23 protein-coding genes and 1 tRNA gene are annotated in these 20609 nt (G+C 69.3%); 10 read left to right on the top strand and 14 right to left on the bottom strand.

From position 1 onward, the window contains the following. Window positions 1-76: 76 nt before the first annotated feature. The 4 genes from OOK40_RS09255 to OOK40_RS09270 all read right to left on the bottom strand — a co-directional run bounded on the left by OOK40_RS09255 (window position 77) and on the right by OOK40_RS09270 (window position 3779). Entirely contained in the window at window positions 77-1291 is a 1215-nt protein-coding gene (locus OOK40_RS09255) for an acyl-CoA dehydrogenase family protein (RefSeq protein ID WP_266478163.1), read from the bottom strand. 6 nt (window positions 1292-1297) lie between these two features. Next, window positions 1298-2320, bottom strand: coding sequence for a phosphotransferase family protein (locus tag OOK40_RS09260; protein ID WP_266478166.1), 1023 nt, complete (start codon window positions 2318-2320; stop codon window positions 1298-1300). Between the two features lie 165 nt (window positions 2321-2485). Beyond that, on the bottom strand, window positions 2486-3400 hold the full coding sequence (locus OOK40_RS09265; RefSeq protein ID WP_266478168.1) for an MBL fold metallo-hydrolase: 915 nt from the start codon (window positions 3398-3400) through the stop codon (window positions 2486-2488). 82 nt (window positions 3401-3482) lie between these two features. Further along, window positions 3483-3779, bottom strand: coding sequence for a hypothetical protein (locus OOK40_RS09270; RefSeq protein ID WP_266478170.1), 297 nt, complete (start codon window positions 3777-3779; stop codon window positions 3483-3485). A gap of 169 nt (window positions 3780-3948) precedes the next feature. On the opposite strand from OOK40_RS09270, the gene OOK40_RS09275 reads away from it, so the two are divergent. Then, window positions 3949-4884, top strand: coding sequence for an NADP-dependent oxidoreductase (locus tag OOK40_RS09275; protein WP_266478172.1), 936 nt, complete (start codon window positions 3949-3951; stop codon window positions 4882-4884). Between the two features lie 11 nt (window positions 4885-4895). Here OOK40_RS09275 and OOK40_RS09280 read toward each other — a convergent pair whose 3' ends face one another. The 3 genes from OOK40_RS09280 to OOK40_RS09290 form a co-directional block, all read right to left on the bottom strand. After that, entirely contained in the window at window positions 4896-5450 is a 555-nt protein-coding gene (locus tag OOK40_RS09280) for a transposase (RefSeq protein WP_266478175.1), read from the bottom strand. Then, a complete protein-coding gene (locus OOK40_RS09285; RefSeq protein ID WP_266478181.1) occupies window positions 5420-6022 on the bottom strand; it encodes a helix-turn-helix domain-containing protein in 603 nt (200 codons plus the stop codon). Before OOK40_RS09285 ends, OOK40_RS09280 begins: the two co-directional genes overlap by 31 nt. A 197-nt stretch (window positions 6023-6219) precedes the next feature. Then, window positions 6220-7428 (bottom strand): IS701 family transposase, encoded by a 1209-nt coding sequence (locus OOK40_RS09290; RefSeq protein ID WP_266478183.1) that lies wholly within the window; start codon window positions 7426-7428, stop codon window positions 6220-6222. A gap of 134 nt (window positions 7429-7562) precedes the next feature. Between OOK40_RS09290 and OOK40_RS09295 the strand changes: the two genes are divergently transcribed. Both OOK40_RS09295 and OOK40_RS09300 read left to right on the top strand, forming a co-directional pair. Continuing rightward, window positions 7563-8165, top strand: a complete 603-nt coding sequence (locus OOK40_RS09295; protein ID WP_266478181.1) for a helix-turn-helix domain-containing protein — start codon at window positions 7563-7565, stop codon at window positions 8163-8165. Continuing rightward, entirely contained in the window at window positions 8135-8689 is a 555-nt protein-coding gene (locus OOK40_RS09300) for a transposase (RefSeq protein ID WP_266478175.1), read from the top strand. Before OOK40_RS09295 ends, OOK40_RS09300 begins: the two co-directional genes overlap by 31 nt. 11 nt (window positions 8690-8700) lie before the next feature. On the opposite strand, the gene OOK40_RS09305 is transcribed toward OOK40_RS09300, so the two are convergent. The 4 genes from OOK40_RS09305 to OOK40_RS09320 all read right to left on the bottom strand — a co-directional run bounded on the left by OOK40_RS09305 (window position 8701) and on the right by OOK40_RS09320 (window position 11310). Next, window positions 8701-9792 carry an IS630 family transposase gene (locus tag OOK40_RS09305; protein WP_266478186.1) on the bottom strand — a complete coding sequence of 364 codons (1092 nt, stop codon included), beginning with the start codon at window positions 9790-9792 and terminating at the stop codon, window positions 8701-8703. Window positions 9793-10080: 288 nt separating this feature from the next. Next, on the bottom strand, window positions 10081-10398 hold the full coding sequence (locus OOK40_RS09310; protein WP_266478188.1) for a DUF202 domain-containing protein: 318 nt from the start codon (window positions 10396-10398) through the stop codon (window positions 10081-10083). Then, on the bottom strand, window positions 10395-10793 hold the full coding sequence (locus tag OOK40_RS09315) for a YidH family protein (protein WP_266478189.1): 399 nt from the start codon (window positions 10791-10793) through the stop codon (window positions 10395-10397). Before OOK40_RS09315 ends, OOK40_RS09310 begins: the two co-directional genes overlap by 4 nt. Before the next feature lie 10 nt (window positions 10794-10803). Beyond that, window positions 10804-11310 (bottom strand): NUDIX hydrolase, encoded by a 507-nt coding sequence (locus OOK40_RS09320; protein ID WP_266478190.1) that lies wholly within the window; start codon window positions 11308-11310, stop codon window positions 10804-10806. A gap of 96 nt (window positions 11311-11406) precedes the next feature. On the opposite strand from OOK40_RS09320, the gene OOK40_RS09325 reads away from it, so the two are divergent. From OOK40_RS09325 to OOK40_RS09340, 4 genes are all read left to right on the top strand, one after another. Next, window positions 11407-13062 (top strand): FAD-binding dehydrogenase, encoded by a 1656-nt coding sequence (locus OOK40_RS09325; protein WP_266478191.1) that lies wholly within the window; start codon window positions 11407-11409, stop codon window positions 13060-13062. A 271-nt stretch (window positions 13063-13333) separates the two neighbouring features. Further along, window positions 13334-13999 carry a molybdopterin-dependent oxidoreductase gene (locus OOK40_RS09330; RefSeq protein ID WP_266479064.1) on the top strand — a complete coding sequence of 222 codons (666 nt, stop codon included), beginning with the start codon at window positions 13334-13336 and terminating at the stop codon, window positions 13997-13999. Then, entirely contained in the window at window positions 13971-14603 is a 633-nt protein-coding gene (locus OOK40_RS09335) for a cytochrome b/b6 domain-containing protein (RefSeq protein WP_266478193.1), read from the top strand. The genes OOK40_RS09330 and OOK40_RS09335 overlap by 29 nt, the downstream gene beginning before the upstream one ends. A gap of 282 nt (window positions 14604-14885) precedes the next feature. Next, window positions 14886-16346, top strand: coding sequence for an amino acid permease (locus tag OOK40_RS09340; RefSeq protein ID WP_266478196.1), 1461 nt, complete (start codon window positions 14886-14888; stop codon window positions 16344-16346). Here OOK40_RS09340 and OOK40_RS09345 read toward each other — a convergent pair. Further along, a complete protein-coding gene (locus tag OOK40_RS09345) occupies window positions 16343-17302 on the bottom strand; it encodes an RluA family pseudouridine synthase (protein WP_266478198.1) in 960 nt (319 codons plus the stop codon). The genes OOK40_RS09340 and OOK40_RS09345 overlap by 4 nt on opposite strands. A gap of 89 nt (window positions 17303-17391) precedes the next feature. After that, a tRNA-Leu gene (locus OOK40_RS09350) sits at window positions 17392-17479 on the bottom strand. Window positions 17480-17663: 184 nt separating this feature from the next. Between OOK40_RS09350 and OOK40_RS09355 the strand changes: the two genes are divergently transcribed. From OOK40_RS09355 to OOK40_RS35240, 3 genes are all read left to right on the top strand, one after another. Continuing rightward, entirely contained in the window at window positions 17664-18989 is a 1326-nt protein-coding gene (locus OOK40_RS09355) for a M20/M25/M40 family metallo-hydrolase (protein WP_266478200.1), read from the top strand. 166 nt (window positions 18990-19155) lie between these two features. Next, the gene (locus tag OOK40_RS09360; RefSeq protein ID WP_266478203.1) at window positions 19156-19389 is read left to right on the top strand and encodes a chaplin; all 234 of its coding nucleotides are present in this window, start codon (window positions 19156-19158) and stop codon (window positions 19387-19389) included. A 140-nt stretch (window positions 19390-19529) separates the two neighbouring features. Beyond that, window positions 19530-20282 (top strand): chaplin family protein, encoded by a 753-nt coding sequence (locus OOK40_RS35240; RefSeq protein ID WP_323136043.1) that lies wholly within the window; start codon window positions 19530-19532, stop codon window positions 20280-20282. Window positions 20283-20384: 102 nt separating this feature from the next. On the opposite strand, the gene OOK40_RS09375 is transcribed toward OOK40_RS35240, so the two are convergent. Next, a complete protein-coding gene (locus OOK40_RS09375; protein ID WP_005319466.1) occupies window positions 20385-20573 on the bottom strand; it encodes a DUF5703 family protein in 189 nt (62 codons plus the stop codon). Window positions 20574-20609 lie beyond the last annotated feature (36 nt).

Below are 20609 nucleotides of genomic sequence, written 5' to 3' on the forward strand. Positions count from 1 at the left end.
GGGGTCCGGGGCGGAGCCCCGGTTGAGGGAAGGGGCGGGTCGGGGAGCAGCCCGCCGCAGGCGCCCCCCCGCCCACCTACACGTACCGCTTCAACTCCCGCCGCGCCAGCGACCGCTGGTGCACCTCGTCCGGCCCGTCCGCCAGCTTCAGCGTCCTTGCCGCCGCCCACAGCTCCGCCAGTGGGAAGTCCTGGCTCACCCCGCCCGCGCCGTGCACCTGAACCGCCTTGTCGAGGATGTCCACGACCGCCCGCGGCGTCGCGATCTTGATCGCCTGGATCTCGGTGTGCGCCCCCCGGTTGCCCACCGTGTCCATCAGCCAGGCCGTCTTCAGCACGAGCAGCCGCAGCTGCTCGACCGAGACCCTGGCGTCGGCGATCCAGTTCTGCACGACGCCCTGCTGGGCGATCGCCTTGCCGAAGGCCTGACGGGACACGGCCCGCCTGCACATGAGCTCGATCGCCCGCTCGGCCATGCCGATCAGCCGCATGCAGTGGTGGATACGGCCCGGGCCGAGCCGTGCCTGGGCGATGGCGAAGCCACCGCCCTCCTCGCCGATCAGGTTCGACGCGGGTACCCGTACATCGGTGAAGACCACCTCGGCGTGACCGCCGTGGGAGTGGTCCTCGTAGCCGTACACCTGCATGGCGCGCCGGACCTCCAGGCCCGGGGCGTCGCGCGGCACCAGGATCATCGACTGCTGGCGGCGGATGTCCTCGCCGTCCGGGTCGGTCTTGCCCATCACGATGAAGATCTTGCAGTCGGGGTTCATCGCGCCGGAGATGTACCACTTACGGCCGTTGATGACGTAGTCGTCGCCGTCGCGGTCGATCCGCGTCTGGATGTTCGTCGCGTCCGAGGAGGCGACCTCGGGCTCGGTCATAGCGAAGGCGGACCGGATCTCCCCGGCGAGCAGCGGCTCCAGCCACTGCTTCTTCTGCTCGTCGGTGGCGAACTGCGCGAGCACCTCCATGTTCCCGGTGTCGGGAGCGGCGCAGTTCAGCGCCGTCGGCGCCAGGTGCGGGCTGCGGCCGGTGATCTCGGCGAGCGGCGCGTACTGCAGATTGGTCAGGCCCGCCCCGTGCTCCGCGTCGGGGAGGAAGAGATTCCACAGGCCCTGCTTGCGTGCCTCGGCCTTGAGCTCCTCCACGATCGCCGGGGTGTCCCACGGCGAAGCCAGCTGGGCGCGCTGCTCGTGCTCGATGGCCTCTGCCGGGTAGACGTGCTCGTCCATGAAGGCGAGCAGCTTGGCCCGCAGCTCCTCGGTTCGCGCGTCGAATGCGAAGTCCATGTGTACTCAGCCTTCCTGGAGGGTGGTGAGGCCGTGCTCGATGAAGAGGGGCACCAGCTCGCCGATCCGGTCGAAGCCCGGGCCGACGGTCTGGCCGAGGGTGTAGCGGTAGTGGATGCCATCGAGGATCACGGCGAGCTTGAACCAGGCGAAGGCCGTGTACCAGGAGATGGCGGAGGTGTCGCGCCCGGAGCGGGCGGCGTACCGCTCGATCAGCTCGGCCGCCTCCGGATGGCCCGCCGCGCCCGCGGTGGTGCTGACGGGGGATTCGGGCAGCTCCAGCTTGACGCTGTACATCACCAGCAGCCCGAGGTCGGTCAGCGGATCGCCCAGCGTCGACATCTCCCAGTCGAGGATCGCCTTGATCCGGTCGTCCGGGCCGACCAGGACGTTGTCCAGCCGGTAGTCGCCGTGGATGACGGCGGGCGCGGGGGAGTCGGGCAGCGCGCGGCCGAGGGCGGCGTGCAGCTCGTCGATGCCGGCCAGTTCGCGGTTGCGAGAGGCGTCGAGCTGCTTGCCCCAACGGCGCAGCTGCCGGTCGAGGAAGCCCTCGGGCCGGCCGAAGTCCGACAGACCCACCGACTCGGGGTCCACGGCGTGCAGTTCGACGAGCGTGTCGACCAGGCCGAGGACGGCGTTCCTGGTGCGCTCGGGCCCGAGCGGGGCCAGTTCCTCGGCCGTGCGGTACGGAGTGCCGTCCACGAACTCCATGACGTAGAACGGCGATCCGATCACCGACTCGTCCTCGCACAGCAGCACAGGTTCGGGCACCGGTACCGCGGTCCGGTGGAGCGCGCTGATCACCCGGTGTTCGCGCTTCATGTCGTGCGCGGTGGCCAGTACGTGCCCGAGCGGGGGCCGCCGCACGACCCAGCGGCCGGTGCCGTCGGTGACGGAGTACGTGAGGTTGGAGCGGCCGCCCTGGATCAGCCGGACACCGAGCGGTCCGCTCACCAGACCCGGACGCTCGCGGTCGAGATAGCCGCGCAACTGCTCGGGATCGAGGCCTGGCGGGGGGACTGAGCTCATCGGTGGCACCTCCGAGGGGGCGGTAGGGCAGGTCCCGCTCATGATGACCGACCAGTCGGTATGTCGTCCAGTGCGCGCGCTGAACCGGGGTCTGGATCACAGGCTCCAGACCCACATCCCTGCAGGGTGGTCATAGAGGAGAACGGCGGTAGAGCCTTCGCCGGGTCAGGCGTGGCAGGCCACCGGAACGCCGCCGTTCATCGCCGCCATGTCACCGAAGACGGCGACCGGATCCAGCGGGGAGTCCTCCGGCAGGCCGTCCAGCTCCGCGTACGCCCGGTGCACATTTGCCACCAGCCGTTCGGCTTCCCTCAGCTCGGCGAAGACCCCGAGATCGGCCTGGCGAGCGGTCTCCAGCGGAGTGAGCCCCTTGGCGCGCCCCTGCTCGGCCAGCTCGGAGACGTAGCGCAGATAGCGCTCTGTCGCTTCGTACGCCGACGGGTCGGTGATCGGGCCGTGACCCGGCACCACGGTCGTCGCGTCCAGCGATCGCAGCACGTCCAGCGCCCGCAGTGACCCGCTCAGCGAGCCCATCGGGATGAAGGGTGTGCCGCCCTCGAAGATCAGGTCCCCGGTGAAGACCACCCGCTGCCGCGGCAGATGCACGATCGTGTCCCCGGGGGTGTGCGCGACGCCGCCGGGGTGGATGAGCCGAACCTCGATGTCCCCGACATGGACCGTGAGCCGGTCGTTGTACGTCACGGTCGGGGCGATGATCGAGATGTCGCCGAAGTCGGTGCCCGGCCACAGGAGATGGAGCTGATGCCCGGCCGCCAGCTGCTCGCTGCGGCAGGAGTCGTGGCCGATCACCACGGCCTCGGGCAGGAAGACCCCGTTGCCGTAGGTGTGGTCGCCGTGGTGGTGCGTGTTGACGAGGGTCCGCGGAAGCGGGACCCCGGTCGCGACGAGCGCCTCACGCAGCGCCCGTGCGCGCCGCTCGGTGGCGGCGGTGTCGATGAGGAGAGTTGACTCCCCGTCGCTGATGAACCCCGCGTTGTTCAGGCACCAGCCGCCGTCCGGCTGGACGTAGGCGTGCACCTCTGGTGCGAGCTGGACGGTGTACGGATCGCTGACGGACAACTGAACTCCCCCGAGTCGAGGCCGGACCGGTCAGCAGGAGCCTGCCAGCCGGCCCCGGCGCGGGGGAAGCCGGGGGGTGCGTTCAGTGGTCGTCCCAGTGCCCTTCGTGCTCGGCGTGCCGGTGGCCGTCGTGGACGTAATCGACATGGTCACCGTGCTCCACGGCCGGGTGTCCGCAGCCGGGGCCGTGCTCGTGCGCGTGGCCGCTGTGCGAGACATGCTCGCCGGGCTCGCACTCGTCCCAGTGGCCGGAGTGGGAGCGGTGGAGGTGGCCGTCGTGGGCGTAGTCGACATGGTCGCCGTGCAGGACCTCGGCGTGTCCGCAGGCCGGACCGTGGACGTGCTCGTGCGCGGGGTGCTCATGGTGGAGGACGGTCATAGAGCTCACCTTTGATCTCATATGCGGCGTTCTGTCATGATTCAGGCTAGCCCTCAAGACCCGGCTCGGCCGGGTCCCGGCGACGTGCCGCACCCGGGAAGACCGGGGCCGGCACCCCTGTGCCCCAGCCCGGCTTGCGCGGGTGCCGCCCCCGGCCGAGGGTCGGATCATGAAGGCGATCAGCTACAGCCGGTACGGCGGGCCCGAGGTCCTTGAGTACGGGGAGCTTCCCGAGCCCAAGGTCGGACCGGACTCCGTCCTGGTCAAGGTGCGTGCGGCGGCCGTCAACCCGGTCGACTGGAAGGCTCGCGAGGGCTACATCGACGCCCTCTTCGAACCGGTGTTCCCGGTGATCCCCGGCTGGGACGTCTCGGGCGTGGTGGTCCAACCGGGCATCGCCGTCACGGAGTTCGCGGTCGGCGACGAGGTGATGGGATACGTACGCGAGGACTTCGTCAGCCGCGGCACCTTCGCCGAATACGTTGCGGCCCCCGTCCGCACGCTCGCCCGCAAACCCCTGAACCTGAGCTTCGAGCAGGCCGCGGGCCTGCCGCTGGCCGGCCTCACCGCCTACCAGGTGCTGCGCGGTGCTCTCAAGGTGAACAGCGGGGACACGGTCCTGGTGCACGCCGCCGCGGGCGGCGTCGGGTCACTCGCCGTGCAGCTCGCCAAGCACGCGGGGGCACGCGTGATCGGCACGGCCAGCGAACGCAACCACGACCATGTGCGCGAGCTCGGCGCGGAGGCGGTGACGTACGGGGACGGGCTCGCCGACCGGGTCCGCGCGCTGGCTCCCGACGGTGTCGACGCGGCCTTCGACACGATCGGCGGGGACGCGCTCAAGTCCGCCGCCGAGGTACTCGCGCCCGAGGGCCGGCTCGCCTCGATCGCGGACCGCGAAGTCCTGAGCCTAGGCGGCAGCTACTGCTGGGTGCGGCCCGACGCTGCGGAGCTGGCGGCGCTCGGCGAACTCGCCGAACAGGGCGTGATCTCCGTCCATGTGGACCAGACCTTCCCCCTGGAACAGACGGCCGAGGCGCAGGCCGTGAACGCCGAGGGCCGCACCCGCGGAAAGATCGTCGTCACCGTCGACTGGGAGACCTAGTGCTGGATTCCTCAAAGGAAGTACACATAGCGGCGGCGTAAACGCCTGGTGGGCGGTGCGGGTCTGCCCCAGATCCAGGGTCGGGCGCGGGCGTTGAGCTGGGCCGTGGCCACTTCGGTGGCGTGGGTGATGTGGTCGCGGTCGCCGAAGGAGCGTCCGGCCAGGGCGGTCTTGCGGAAGATGCGCCACCAGCCCTCTTGAAGGTTGAGCCAGCAGGCGCCGACTGGGATGAACACATGCCTGATGCGGGGATGTTCCTCGAGCCAGGTTCGGGTGGACACGCTGTTGTGGGAGGACAGATTGTCGGTGATCACGTAGATGTCCCCGACGGGGTTGGCGTCCTCGACCAACTGAAGGAACTGCTGGTAGAAGGCACTGTTACGGGAGGTGGCCGTCATCGTGACCTCGTGGCCGTCCCGGACGCGTAAGGCGCCGTAGACCCAGGTTTTCTCCGGTCCGCGGGAGTAGTCGAGCTCGTTTTTGATGCGGTGTCCGTCCGGCGACCAGCCCGGTGCCGGCGGGAAGGTGCGTGGGATCACCGGGCCGAGTTCGTCGGCGCAGACCACCGTCGCGCCGTCGGGAGGGCTGGTGTAGAGCTCGACGATCCGCGTCCTTTTCCCTCGAAGTCCACATCTCTCGAGCGGGTCCACGAGCGCGTGCGCCGCCAGCGCACCCCCTCGGCCAGCAGGATCCGACGTACCTGGGAGCGGCTGACCTCGATGCCCAGGTCCCGGGCCGTGGCGGCCAGCGCGTCCAAAGTCCACTCCGAGGGCCCCAACTCGTCCGCGGCCCACATCTCGTTCGACGGCTGCACCTCCAGCCGACCCGGCGGCGTCAGCCTGACCAGGCCGATGATCCTCGAGCGCTCGGCCTCGGTGATCCTTCGCTTGCGTCCCTGCCCGCCCAGATCCTCCAGTCCCTCCAGCCCGCAGCGGTTGAAGCGGTGCAGCCAGCGGCGCACCGTCTTCTGACCGCACCGCAGCTCGTCGGCTATCTGCGGGACCAGCCAGCCGCCCCAGCTCAGCTCCACCATCCGGCAGCGCTCCACCACAACCTTCGGCGCCTTTCTGGCCGACGCCAGGCGGTGGACCACCGCTTTCTCACCCTCGTCACGGCCCGGCCGTGCCCTCAGCACCACTACCCAGCACCCGCCCCCGAGCACCTGCAACTGCCCCGCTACCAGCAGCTATACCCACCGAAAGAGGAATCCAGCACTAGTAGGGCTTTGTTAGGTGGTGTCGTAGGGCTGCCATGGGCTGGGTTGTCGGCAGGTGGGGCAGATGCCGGTCCAGGTGGCGAGGAGGTGTTGGAGCAGGTTCAGGGCCTGGTAGATGGTCAGGCCCTGGCAAGGGCTTTTGGGCAGGTCCGCTGTTCGGTCAGGAACAGGTGGGCAGCGGTGACGAGAGTGACGTGCCGGTGCCAGCCGGTGAACGAGCGGGCCTCGAAGTGGTCGAGTCCAAGGGTGGTCTTCAGCTCCCGGTAGTCGTGCTCGATGCGCCACCGCAGCTTCGCGAGCCGGACCAGATCACGGGCGGGGATGTCGGCGGGCAGGTTGGAGATCCAGTACTTGACCGGCTGGTCCTCGCCTTCGGGCCATTGGGCGATCAGCCAGGTGAGGCCGATGACGCCGTCGGGGGCTGGTTTCGGGCGGCGCCCGGCGAGCCGGACCCTGAGGAACACGAAACGGGAGGCCATTGCTGCCTTCGAGCCTTTGCGCCAGATCACGGTCATGGCCCGGTCGGGCCCTGCGGTCAGGACGTGTTCACGCAAGCTGAGGGGCCGGGTGCGGTAGCGGGGCAGGGGTCTGGGGCCGAGCCCGCTGTAGGGCGGCTGATGGGGTTCGGCCGTCTCGGGGTGTGCGGTCAGCTCGCCCTTGACCTGCAGTGCATAGGCCAGCCCCCGGTCTTCCAGCGCGGTGCGGAAGCCGGCGTTCGCTCCGTAGCCGGCGTCCGCGACCAGCACCGCGGGACGTAAGCCGATGGCGGCGAGCTCGTCGAGCATCTCCAGCGCGAGCTGCCACTTCGGCCGGTGATGTTCCTCCTCGGGGATCCGGCAGCGCGCCCGCAGTCCCGCCGCCTCGGGCCCCTCCCAGCTGCGGGGCAGGAACAACCGCCAGGACAGGGGGCACGACGCGGTGTCGGAGGCGGCATGGACGCTGACGCCGATCTGGCAGTTGCCGACCTTGCCCAGGGTGCCGGAGTACTGCCGGGCCACACCGGGCGAGGACACACCGTCCTTGGGAAAGCCGGTGTCGTCCACCACCCACACCTGCGGACGCACCATCCCAACCGCCCGCCGGGCCAGGCACGCGCGGACGGTATCCACCGGCCAGGTCGAGGACGTCATGAACTGCTGCAGCTGCTGGTGATCAACACCCAGACGCCCGGCCATCGGCTGCATCGACTTCCGCCGCCCGTCCAGCAGCAGACCCCGCAAATACAGCCCGCCCTTCACCCGCTGGTCCACCCTCGCCAGCGGCGCGAACACCTCCCCGGCGAACTCCTCCAACCGATCACGACACGACGCGAGTTCATCCGCCCTCATACACACAGCGAACCACCGCATCCGCAACCTGCCCAGACACCTAACAAAGCCCTACTAGTGCTGGATTCCTCTTTCGGTGGGTATAGCTGCTGGTAGCGGGGCAGTTGCAGGTGCTCGGGGGCGGGTGCTGGGTAGTGGTGCTGAGGGCACGGCCGGGCCGTGACGAGGGTGAGAAAGCGGTGGTCCACCGCCTGGCGTCGGCCAGAAAGGCGCCGAAGGTTGTGGTGGAGCGCTGCCGGATGGTGGAGCTGAGCTGGGGCGGCTGGCTGGTCCCGCAGATAGCCGACGAGCTGCGGTGCGGTCAGAAGACGGTGCGCCGCTGGCTGCACCGCTTCAACCGCTGCGGGCTGGAGGGACTGGAGGATCTGGGCGGGCAGGGACGCAAGCGAAGGATCACCGAGGCCGAGCGCTCGAGGATCATCGGCCTGGTCAGGCTGACGCCGCCGGGTCGGCTGGAGGTGCAGCCGTCGAACGAGATGTGGGCCGCGGACGAGTTGGGGCCCTCGGAGTGGACTTTGGACGCGCTGGCCGCCACGGCCCGGGACCTGGGCATCGAGGTCAGCCGCTCCCAGGTACGTCGGATCCTGCTGGCCGAGGGGGTGCGCTGGCGGCGCACGCGCTCGTGGACCCGCTCGAGAGATGTGGACTTCGAGGGAAAAGGACGCGGATCGTCGAGCTCTACACCAGCCCTCCCGACGGCGCGACGGTGGTCTGCGCCGACGAACTCGGCCCGGTGATCCCACGCACCTTCCCGCCGGCACCGGGCTGGTCGCCGGACGGACACCGCATCAAAAACGAGCTCGACTACTCCCGCGGACCGGAGAAAACCTGGGTCTACGGCGCCTTACGCGTCCGGGACGGCCACGAGGTCACGATGACGGCCACCTCCCGTAACAGTGCCTTCTACCAGCAGTTCCTTCAGTTGGTCGAGGACGCCAACCCCGTCGGGGACATCTACGTGATCACCGACAATCTGTCCTCCCACAACAGCGTGTCCACCCGAACCTGGCTCGAGGAACATCCCCGCATCAGGCATGTGTTCATCCCAGTCGGCGCCTGCTGGCTCAACCTTCAAGAGGGCTGGTGGCGCATCTTCCGCAAGACCGCCCTGGCCGGACGCTCCTTCGGCGACCGCGACCACATCACCCACGCCACCGAAGTGGCCACGGCCCAGCTCAACGCCCGCGCCCGACCCTGGATCTGGGGCAGACCCGCACCGCCCACCAGGCGTTTACGCCGCCGCTATGTGTACTTCCTTTGAGGAATCCAGCACTAGTGACCTGAGTCGGAGATTCTCTGGCAGTAGGCGGCGACTTTGTCGAGGATCTCGTCGGCGGTTTTTGTCCAGACGAACGGTCGGGGGTGGTCGTTCCAGTCGGCGAGCCAGGCTCGGATGTCGCGATCGAGGGCCTGGACGGAGCGGTGGACGCCGCGTCGGAGTTTCTTGGCGGTCAGCTCGGCGAACCACCGTTCCACCAGGTTCAGCCAGGACGAACCGGTGGGTGTGAAGTGCAAGTGGAAGCGGGGATGGGCCACCAGCCACTGTTTGATCGCGGGAGTTTTGTGGGTGGCGTAGTTGTCCAGGATCAGATGCACATCCAGGTCCGCCGGGACTTCCTTGTCGACCTTGACCAGGAACCTCTTGAACTCGGCGGCCCGGTGACGTCGGTGGAGCGAGCCGATCACCTTGCCGGTTGCGGTGTCCAGGGCCGCGAACAGGGTGGTGGTACCGGCCCGGATGTAGTCATGACTGCGGCGCTCGGGCACTCCCGGCATCATCGGCAGAACCGGCTGCGAGCGGTCCAGGGCCTGGATCTGCGACTTCTCGTCGACACACAGGACCAGGGCCTTCTCCGGCGGGTCGAGGTAGAGGCCGACAACATCGCGGACCTTGTCGATGAACAGGGGGTCGGTGGACAGCTTGAAGGTCTGCGAGCGGTGCGGGGCCAGCGCGAACGCCCGCCAGATCCGCGAGATCGCCGACTGCGACATCCCGGTCGCCGCAGCCATCGACCGCGTCGACCAGTGGGTGGCGTTGGCCGGCTTCTCCTCCAGTGTCTTGACGATCACCCGTTCCACGTCGGCATCCGTGATCGTCCGTGGGACACCCGGCCTCGGCTCGTCACACAGGCCGTCCAAGCCCCGCTCGAGAAAACGCCGCCGCCAGGTGCGGACCGTGTCTGGAGCGATCCGCAGACGGCGCGACACCTCCATAATCGAGTGCCCCTCCGCGCACTCCAGCACGATCCGCGACCGCTGGGCCAACGCCTGCGCAGTCGATCGACGACGCACCCACCCCTCAAGCACCTCTCGCTGAGCATCAGTTACCGACAACGGTGGGATCTTCGGACCCGGGCGACTCATGCCGGACTAACGGCAAATCTCCGACTCAGGTCACTAGGGCCTGTCGTTCGGATCTTGCCGGGTTCGCGTGCCCTGGCACGCACTCCCCCGTAGCCCTTCGGGCACGGGAGGTGCCCCCACGCTGCGTTGCGTCAGTCGCCGACGCTCCGCGTCGGCTCTCCCCCTGCCTTCGGCGGGGGGACCCCCATCCTCCGGCCTGCGATCGCACCCACCACAGTGACATCAGCCGCTCCTCGGCGGGCCGCTCACTGATCCGGCCTGAAACGACAGGCCCTGGCAATCCTGACCTCAGACCACCATCGCCACCGCGAACCCGGCCAGAGCGATGGTGCACGCCACCGCGGCCAGCGCCGCCCGGTCCGACATCACCTGCGGCCTCGGACCTGCGCCCAGCGCACGCACCCGCCAGTGAGCCACCCGCAGGAAAGCCAGCCACACCAGCGCACTGAACGCCACCGCCACCAGCCCGGCCGTGCTCAGATCGCCGCCCCCCACCTGCCGGGCCGCGAGCACGGCCGCCACGGTGAACGCCAGCGTGGTCCTGCGCCACGCCAGCCTCGTCCGCTCCGGCTGCAGCCCCGGATCCCGCTCCGGCGCGGCCGTCAACGCCAGCCCTCCCAGCCGAAGAGCACGACCACCACCATCGCCACCGCGACAGCGGCGACCACCAGGCTCAGCACCGTCGGGAAACGCGAGACCGGCAGATCCTCGCCCCGCCGCATCGCCCGCTCGCAGCGCACCCAGTGATTCACGGCCCGCAGCGCACACAAGACCCCGGCGCCCAGCAGCCCGAGCGCCATCCCGGTCCGCAGCCACCGCGTCAGGTCCGGCAGAAACTGATCGACCGCGAACCCGCCGCCGATCAGGGCCAGCGCCGTCCGCAGCCAGGCGAGAAAGGTCCGCTCATTGGCGAGCGAGAACCGGTAGTCGGGAGTCTCGCCCTCCTCGCTCACCCGCTGGGGCGCGAACCACAGCCGCAGACTCCGTCCGAAATCGCTCACGCGTCGCACCCTACGTGCCCGACTCCCGCAGCCGTTCGTACGCCGCGAGACCGTCCGGCACCCACTCCCACTCCCCGAGCCGTTCCTCCAACTCCCGCTCGGGCAGGAAGTCGTGCCAGGCGACCTCCTCGGGCTGCGGGTTCACCGGCAGCTCGCAGCGGACCTCGTACACGGCCGACCACCAGGTCTGATCGCCGCGCTCGTAGAGGAACTTGAACAGCGGCACGGGCGCGGGGAGTCCGGAGACCCCCAGCTCCTCCTCGGCCTCGCGCAGCGCCGCCGCGTCATAGCTCTCACCCGCGCCGACGACACCGCCCACGAACATGTCGTAGAGGGACGGGAAGACCAGCTTGGTCGCCGTCCGGCGGTGAACGAAGATCCGGTCCTGTGCGTCCCTCGCCAGAACGAAGACCGCGCGGTGGCGCATGCCGCGCGCGTACGCCTCGCCGCGCGGGGCCTGGCCGATGACCTCGTCGTTCTCGTCGACGATGTCCAGGATTTCGTCAGCGGGATTCATGTTCCCATCCAAGCACCGGCCGAACTGTTGACGAGTTACTGCCGCGTACCGAAGATCGGAGCCATCGCACTCCGGCCCCCGACAAGGATGGAACCCATGGCGTACGACGCTGATGTGATCGTGATCGGGGCAGGGCTGGCGGGCCTGGTGGCCACCGCGGAGCTCGTCGACGCCGGACGAAAGGTCATCCTGCTCGACCAGGAGCCGGAACAGTCGATCGGCGGACAGGCACACTGGTCCTTCGGCGGACTCTTCTTCGTCGACTCGCCCGAACAGCGCCGGATGAGGATCAGGGACAGCCGGGAGCTTGCGCTCCAGGACTGGCTCGGCACGGCGGGCTTCGACCGCGAGGAGGACCGCTGGCCGCGCCAATGGGCGGAGGCGTACGTCGACTTCGCGTCCGGTGAGAAGCGGGCCTGGCTGCACGCCCAGGGGATGCGGTTCTTCCCGGTCGTGGGCTGGGCCGAACGCGGCGGCTACGACGCCACCGGGCACGGCAACTCCGTACCCCGCTTCCACATCACCTGGGGCACGGGCCCCGGAGTCGTCGCCCCCTTCGAGCGGCGGGTCAGAGCAGGCGTCGCCCGCGGACTCGTCCAGCTGAAGTTCCGTCACCGGGTCACCGGGCTGAGCAGCAGCGGCGGCACGCTCGACACGGTCGGCGGCGAAGTCCTCGAGCCCTCCGGCGCCGAGCGCGGCACCGCGAGCAGCCGCGAGGTCGCCGGGGCATTCGAGTTCCGCGCGCAGGCGGTGATCGTCACCTCCGGCGGCATCGGCGGCAACCACGACCTCGTTCGCGCACAGTGGCCCGAGCGGCTCGGTACCCCGCCCGAGAAGATGCTCTCCGGCGTCCCCGCCCATGTCGACGGGCTGATGATCGGCATCGCGGAACGCGCGGGCGCGAGCCACATCAACAGCGACCGGATGTGGCACTACACCGAGGGCATCGAGAACTGGAACCCGATCTGGGCCAAGCACGGAATCCGCATCCTGCCCGGACCCTCCTCTCTCTGGCTCGACGCGCGCGGCAAGCGGCTGCCCGTCCCGCTCTTCCCCGGCTTCGACACGCTCGGCACGCTCGAACACATCATGAAGTCCGGCTACGACCACACCTGGTTCGTGCTCGACCAGAAGATCATCGGCAAGGAGTTCGCGCTCTCGGGCTCCGAGCAGAACCCGGATCTGACCGGGAAGTCGATCCGCGACGTGATCCGGCGCGCGACGGCGGATGTGCCGGGGCCGGTGAAGGCGTTCATGGACAACGGCGTCGACTTCGTCGTCGAGAAGGACCTCTCCGCGCTCGTACGCGGCATGAACGCGCTCACCAAGGAGCCGCTGATCGACGAGGCGCAGCTGCGGCGCGAGATCACCGCGCGGGACCGGGAGATCACGAACCCGTTCACCAAGGACCTCCAGGTCACTGCGATCCGCGGAGCCCGCAAGTACCTGGGCGACAAGCTCATCCGCACGGCGGCGCCGCACCGCATCCTCGACCCGAAGGCCGGTCCGCTGATCGCCGTCCGGCTGAACATCCTCACCCGCAAGTCGCTCGGCGGCCTGGAGACGGACCTGTCCTCGCGGGTGCTCGACGATGACGGCGAGCCGCTGGCGGGTCTGTACGCGGCGGGGGAGGCGGCGGGATTCGGCGGGGGCGGGGTGCACGGCTACCGCTCGCTGGAGGGCACGTTCCTGGGCGGCTGCATCTTCTCGGGCCGCGCGGCGGGCCGGGCGGCGGCGCGGGCGGTGGGGTGAATTCCAGCCCGTCCGGCGTTTGAGGACATGCGGCCGAAGGTCGCATACGGGGAGGTGGGGGTCCCCCCGGACGGAGTCTGGGGGAGGGCGGGGTGGGGAACAAGCCCCGCAGGGCACCAGCCGGTCGCGCCGGGCACGCCGAGTGTGACGGAAGTCTGACGTGCGGCCGGATCCCCTGGCATCTCGCGTCCCCGAGTGTTCGAATCGAACCGTGACCACACACCACCCCGACGCCGAGGGCGCCCCCGTCGGCCGCCGCCTGGTGCTCGGCATGATCGGGCTCGGCGGGGCCGGAATCGTGGCCGCGCCGTATCTCCAGCGAGGGCTCGAGTCCTTTCTGGGCGCGGCCTCGGACAAGGACCCGACGGGCCTGACCGGACTGCTGCCCAACGGCGGCGGCTTCCGCTACTACTCGGTCGCCTCCTCCGTGCCGCACAAGAGCGAGCAGAACTACCGCCTCACGGTCGACGGCCTCGTCGACAGCCCCGCGACGTACACGCTCGACGAGCTGCGCAAGCTGCCGCAGACCCGGGTCGTGCGCGACGTCCAGTGCGTCACCGGCTGGCGGGTCCCCGACACCCCCTTCGAGGGAGTGAAGCTGTCCCTCCTGCTCGACGCCGCGGGTGTACGCCCCGAGGCAAGGGCCATCCGTTTCACCTGCTTCGACGGCACGTACAGCGAGAGCCTCACCCTTCCTCAGGCCCGCCGGGACGATGTGCTGGTCTGCCTGAAGATGCAGGACAAGCCGGTCAGCCACTCGCACGGCGGCCCGGTCCGGCTGTATGTGGCGCCGATGTACTTCTACAAGTCCGCGAAATGGCTCTCCGGCATCACCGTCACCTCCCGCGTCCGGCCCGGCTACTGGGAGGAGCGGGGTTATGACGTCGACGCCTGGGTCGGCCGGTCCAATGGCCGCAGTGACACCCCCACCGTCTGAACGGCCCGCCCGCGTCAAGCGGTTCAGCCGGGCCGAGCGCTGGGTGCACCGTACGACCGCCGGGCTGATGCTGCTGTGCGTGGCGACCGCCGCGGCCCTGTACGTACCGCAGATCGCCGAGCTCGTGGGGCGCCGCTATCTGGTGGTCACCGTTCACGAGTGGTCCGGGATCCTGCTGCCCGTGCCCTTCCTGCTGGGTCTCGCCTCGCCCGCCTTCAGGGCCGATCTGCGCAGGCTGAACCGTTTCGGGCCGCACGATCGGACCTGGCTGCGCGCTGCCCGGAGGCGTGATCGCAGGTCCTCGTCGCGTCCGGCGGGCAAGTTCAACGCCGGACAGAAGGTGTACGCGGCGTGGATCGCGGGCGCGGTGCTCGTGATGCTGGCGACCGGACTGCTGATGTGGTTCACGCATCTGACGCCGCTGGTGTGGCGTACGAGCGCGACGTTCGTGCACGACTGGCTGTCGCTGGCCGTCGGCATCGTCCTGGCCGGACACATCGGCATGGCGCTCGCCGACCCGGAGGCACGCAGGGGCATGCGTACGGGGTCGGTCGAGCGCCCTTGGGCGAAGCGGGAGCACCCGCTGTGGCGCGGGGACGAGTAGAAATCACCCGCCAGTTCGCCGTCGGGACGCTCGCGGAGCTGGACGTACTGGCGCCCTGAAGGCCTGGGCGGGGGTGTCACGCCCGACTGGTGCGTCTCTCGATGACCTTGCTTTACTGCGCCGTAACCTCTGAAACACCTCAGATCTATATCTGCGTGACCTTGGCCACTGCCAAAATCCCAGGGTTGCCCTGAATATGTGCCGTCGGGCCATGGCACGGTGACGCCCCCCACCGGCCACGGCCGGGACCGCCCACATCCCCTCACGAAGGCGAACCCCTCCATGAGTGACCGCACCACTGCGGCCGAAACGCTCGCCGCCGGGGCACCGGCGAAGAGCACCCCCCACGTCGACGCAGGAGACGCCGGCTACAGCAAGGACCTCAAGTCCCGCCACATCAACATGATCGCGATCGGCGGAGCGATAGGCACCGGCCTGTTCCTCGGAGCGGGCGGCCGGATGGCGAGTGCGGGCCCCTCCCTCGCCATCGCCTACGCGGTCTGCGGCGTCTTCGCCTTCTTCGTCGTCCGCGCGCTCGGCGAGCTGGTCCTCTACCGCCCGTCCTCCGGTGCCTTCGTCTCGTACGCCCGTGAGTTCATGGGCGAGAAGGGCGCCTTCGCGGCCGGCTGGCTCTACTTCCTCAACTGGTCGACCACCGCGGTCGCCGACATCACCGCGGCCGCCACCTACGCCCACTTCTGGGCCATGTTCAGCAGCGTCCCGCAGTGGGTCCTCGCGCTGATCGCGCTCGCCGTCGTCCTCGCCGCCAACCTCATCTCGGTGAAGTACTTCGGCGAGATGGAGTTCTGGTTCGCGATCATCAAGGTCGCCGCGCTCGTCGCCTTCATGCTGGTCGGCGTCTTCCTGGTGGTCACCCAGCACCCGGTCGACGGCCACACCCCCGGCTTCTCCACCGTCACCGACAACGGCGGCATCTTCCCCACGGGCATGCTGCCGATGCTGCTGGTCATCCAGGGCGTCGTCTTCGCGTACGCCTCCGTCGAGCTGTGCGGCGTCGCGGCCGGGGAGACCGAGAGCCCCGAGAAGATCATGCCCAAGGCGATCAACTCGATCATGTGGCGCGTGGGCCTCTTCTACGTCGGCTCGGTGGTGCTGCTCGCGCTGCTGCTCCCGTACACGGCGTACTCCGGTGACCAGAGCCCGTTCGTCACCGTCACGGAAAAGCTCGGTGTCCCCGGCACGGCCCACGTGATGAACCTCGTGGTGCTGACCGCCGCCCTGTCCAGCCTGAACTCCGGGCTGTACTCCACGGGCCGCATCCTGCGCTCCATGGCGCTGTCGGGCTCCGCGCCCAAGTTCACCGGCCGGATGAACAAGGGGCAGGTGCCCTATGGCGGCATCCTGCTGACCGCGGGCTTCGGTGTGCTGGGCGTCGCGCTCAACTACAAGGTGCCCGACGAGGCCTTCGAGATCGTTCTGAACCTGGCCTCGATCGGCATCCTCGGCACCTGGGGCATGATCATGCTCTGCTCGCTGCTGTTCTGGCACCGCGCCCAGGACGGCCGGGTCACCCGCCCGTCCTACCGGCTGCCCTGGGCCCCGTACACCCAGATCGTCACGCTGTTCTTCCTGGCGGGCGTGGCCTTCCTGATGTGGTGGGGCGGCGGCGTCGGCCGTACGACCGTGATGCTGCTGCCGCTGATCGCGGCGGCGCTGGTCGGCGGCTGGTTCGTCGTCCGCGGCCGGGTGCGCGCCATCGCGGCGGAGCGCCAGGACGCCTAAAGCCCGGCTCGTGGCGGCTCTGCTGCGGGGTCGGGCCACTGCATCAGCCGCAGACGGCTCTCGAAGCGGTACGGCTCTCCCGTCACCGGATCGGTGAACTCCAGCACCTTCGCGAGGAGTTGCAGCGGCCGGGAGTAGTCGTCGGGCCCCGGCTCCTGGACGACCGGATAGACCGGGTCGTTCAGGAGCGGCAGCCCGAGGCTGTTCATATGGACCCGCAGCTGATGGGTGCGGCCGGTGGCCGGCAGCAGCCGGTACCGGCCGAGCCCGCCCCGGTGATCGAGCAGCTCGACCCGGCTCTCGCTGTTCGGCTCGCCGGGCTCCTCGCGCGCCGCCATCACCCCGCGCTCCTTCACGATCCTGCTGCGTACGGTCACGGGCAGGGTGACAGCCGGGTCGTACGGCGCGATCGCCTCGTACTCCTTGCGCACCCGCCGGTCGCGGAACAGCGTCTGGTACGCGCCGCGGTCCCCGGGCCGTACGACGAAGAGCGCGAGCCCCGCGGTCAGCCGGTCGAGCCGGTGCGCGGGCTGCAGCTCGGGCAGACCGAGATCGCGCCGCAGCCGCGCGAGCGCCGTCTCGGTGATGTGCCGGCCGCGCGGGGTGGTGGCCAGGAAGTGCGGCTTGTCGGCGATCACCAGACGCTCGTCGCGGTGGACGATCCCGACCTCGAAGGGCACACGCTCCTCGGGGGCGAACTCGCGGTGGAACCAGAGATAGCGCCCGGCGGTGTACGGCTCGTCGGCGGCGACCGGACCGTCCGTGGAGACGATGCGTCCCTCCCGGAAGAGGGCCTCGACCCTGTCGGCCCCGATGGCATCGGCGTACCGGGCGAGGAGATGGCCGTACACCGTCTTCCACGCGCCGTCGGGATCGGCGGGCAGCCGCAGCCGTACCGGATCGATGCCGTCGCGCTGGGGGAGCGGCGCGGGCGGGGCCTTGTGTCTGCGTCTCACCGAGATGACTGTATGCGCACCCTGTAGGCACACCGGCTCGCGAACAGGCAGAACGCGAAGATCCCCACGGGATTCCGTGGGGATCTTGGTGGTGTCCGAGGGGGGACTTGAACCCCCACGCCCGATAAAGGGCACTAGCACCTCAAGCTAGCGCGTCTGCCATTCCGCCACCCGGACAAGGTGTCTGTCTCGCGGCCCTGGGCCGTTCCGACGTGGAAAACCATAGCAAACATTCGGACGTGCCCGATCACGCGCCGGTCCTTGTGAAGGGCGCATGACGGCGGACTGCCGCCTTGGGGTCCGGGCCCGCGCGCGGGAGGATGAGGAGGAACCACCAGCAGCGACAGTGGGAGGAATCAGCGTGAGCGAGTCGAACACGGCCCGTACCGTCTCGGGCGAGGACGAGGTCGTGGACCTCTGTCGTGAGCTGATCCGCATCGACACCAGCAACTACGGCGACCATTCGGGGCCGGGGGAGCGTGGCGCGGCCGAGTACGTCGCGGAGAAGCTCGCCGAGGTCGGACTCGAACCCAGGATCATCGAGTCACACAAGGGGCGCGCCTCCACGGTCGCCCGGATCGAGGGCGAAGACCCGTCGCGGCCCGCGCTGCTCATCCACGGTCACCTCGACGTCGTACCGGCGAACGCCCACGACTGGACCCACGACCCCTTCTCCGGCGAGATCGCCGACGACTGCGTCTGGGGCCGCGGCGCGGTCGACATGAAGGACATGGACGCGATGACCCTCGCGGTCGTACGGGACAGGCTGCGCAGCGGCCGCAAGCCCCCGCGCGACGTGGTGCTGGCCTTCCTCGCGGACGAGGAGGCGGGCGGCACGTACGGCGCGCGGTATCTCGTCGACAAGCACCCGGACCTCTTCGAGGGAGTCACTGAGGCCGTCGGCGAGGTGGGTGGCTTCTCCTTCACCGTGAACGAGAATCTGCGGCTCTATCTCGTCGAGACGGCACAGAAGGGCATGCACTGGATGCGCCTCACCGTCGAGGGCACCGCGGGGCACGGCTCGATGACCAACAACGACAACGCCATCACCGAGCTCTGCGAGGCCGTCGGCCGGCTCGGGCGGCACAAGTGGCCGGTCAGGATGACCAAGACCGTACGGTCCTTCCTGGACGAGCTCTCCGACGCGCTCGGCACGCCGCTCGACCCGGAGGACATGGACGCGACGCTCGCCAAGCTCGGCGGCATCGCGAAGATGATCGGCGCGACGCTGCGCAACTCCGCCGCCCCCACCATGCTGGGCGCGGGCTACAAGGTGAACGTCATCCCCGGGCAGGCGACCGCACATGTCGACGGGCGCTTCCTGCCGGGATACGAGGAGGAGTTCCTGGCCGACCTCGACCGGCTGCTCGGCCCGCGCGTCAAGCGGGAGGACGTGCACGGCGACAAGGCGCTGGAGACCAGCTTCGACGGGGACCTCGTGGACGCGATGCAGATCGCGCTCAAGGCCGAGGACCCCATCGCCCGTGCCGTCCCGTACATGCTCTCCGGCGGCACCGACGCCAAGTCCTTCGACGATCTCGGCATCCGCTGCTTCGGCTTCGCGCCGCTCAAGCTGCCTCCGGAGCTGGACTTCGCGGGAATGTTCCACGGGGTCGACGAGCGGGTGCCTGTCGACGGTCTGAAGTTCGGTGTGCGGGTGCTTGACCGATTCCTGGACGGGTGCTGAGTCGCTGCGGGTGAAATCCGCTGAAAAGAAACTCCAATAATCGTCAATGTGTGCGCACTTGACTGAAAAGAGTGAAAGGAGCCAGGGGCTCGTAGCCCACCCCCCTCCTCCTCGTTACAGGTGATGCGGTCCGCGGCTGGGATCGCATTGCCAACAAGGAGGAATAATGATCAAGAAGGTCGTCGCTGCTGCGGCTGCCACTGGCGGTCTGGTGCTCGCGGGTGCGGGTGTGGCCATGGCCGACGCGGGTGCCCAGGGTGCCGCCGTGAACTCCCCCGGCGTGCTCTCCGGAAACGTCGTGCAGGCACCCGTCCACGTGCCGGTGAACCTGTGCGGCAACGCGGTCTCCGTGATCGGGCTGCTGAACCCCACCTTCGGCAACACCTGCGTCAACGACTGACGTTGTGACTCGGCCCACCAGGGCCTGGGTTTGAACTCGGGCGGTCCCGGAGTGCGTGCCATGCACTCCGGGGCCGTCGGGCATTCCAGCCCCGGGCACGACGTCCGGGACTTCCTGAAGCGGAAAGCAGGGAACAACCTATGCGACAACTCTCTCGCAAGGGTCTGATCACCGTCGCGGCTGCGGGCGGGGTACTCGCCCTCGGTGGCGGTTATGCGCAGGCGGATGCCGGCGCGTACGGGAGCGCATCGAATTCTCCGGGCGTTGCGTCCGGGAATGCGGTCCAGGTCCCGGTTCACGTGCCCGTCAATGTGTGCGGGAACACGGTCAACGTCATCGCGCTGCTGAACCCCACGTTCGGCAACGGCTGCGCGAGCGACAGCGGGTCCGACGACGTCTCGACCGGCGGAGCCCACACCGAGGGGGCGTCCAGCAATTCGCCCGGCGTCGCCTCGGGCAACACCGTCCAGGTCCCGCTCGATGTCCCCGTGAACGTCTGCGGGAACACGGTCGATGCCGGAGCGGTGCTCAACCCGGCGTTCGGCAACGACTGCGGCAACGGCGGTGGCGACGATGCCAACACGCCGCCCTCCGTCCCCAACGAGCCGGGGAGCCCGCAGGAGCCGGGAACCCCCGAGGAGCCGGCAACCCCTGGTGAGCCCACCACCCCGGCAGTCCCGGGTGTGCCGGTGACGCCCACCACTCCGCAGCCGGTCACTCCGGTCACGCCGGCTGTGCCGAACGCCCCCGGCACGCGGAACGTCGACCAGGGCGAGACCCCCGGCCAGCTCGCGCAGACCGGATCCAGCGCGCTCGGCCTGCTGGCCCCGGCGGGTGCGGGTCTGCTGCTGGCGGGAACGGTGCTCTACCGTCGCGCCCGAGCCTCCGCGTAACCACGCGGTCGCCGTGAGGTATAGCGGTACAAAGCGGTACGAAGGTGCATGAAACGGAGCGGGTCCCGCGGTCGCGAGGCCCGCTCCGCTGCACTCACTCGCTCACCAGGTGGCGCGCACCTGACGGATGATGCGCCGGCGCAGCCGCACCCTGCGGCTGCCGTCCCGGTGCAGACTCAGTCGGTCCAACTCCCAGTGTCCGTACTCGGCGTGGTCGGTCAGCAGACGGGTCGCTTCCTTGCGGGAGACCCCGCGCGGCACGTACACGTCGACAAATTCGTATTCCGGCATCGCATCTATTGTGCGGGCAGAGCCCCAGTACGGATA

Origin of the sequence: Streptomyces sp. NBC_01481 (assembly GCF_026339995.1) — a bacterium.
GTDB lineage: Bacteria > Actinomycetota > Actinomycetes > Streptomycetales > Streptomycetaceae > Streptomyces.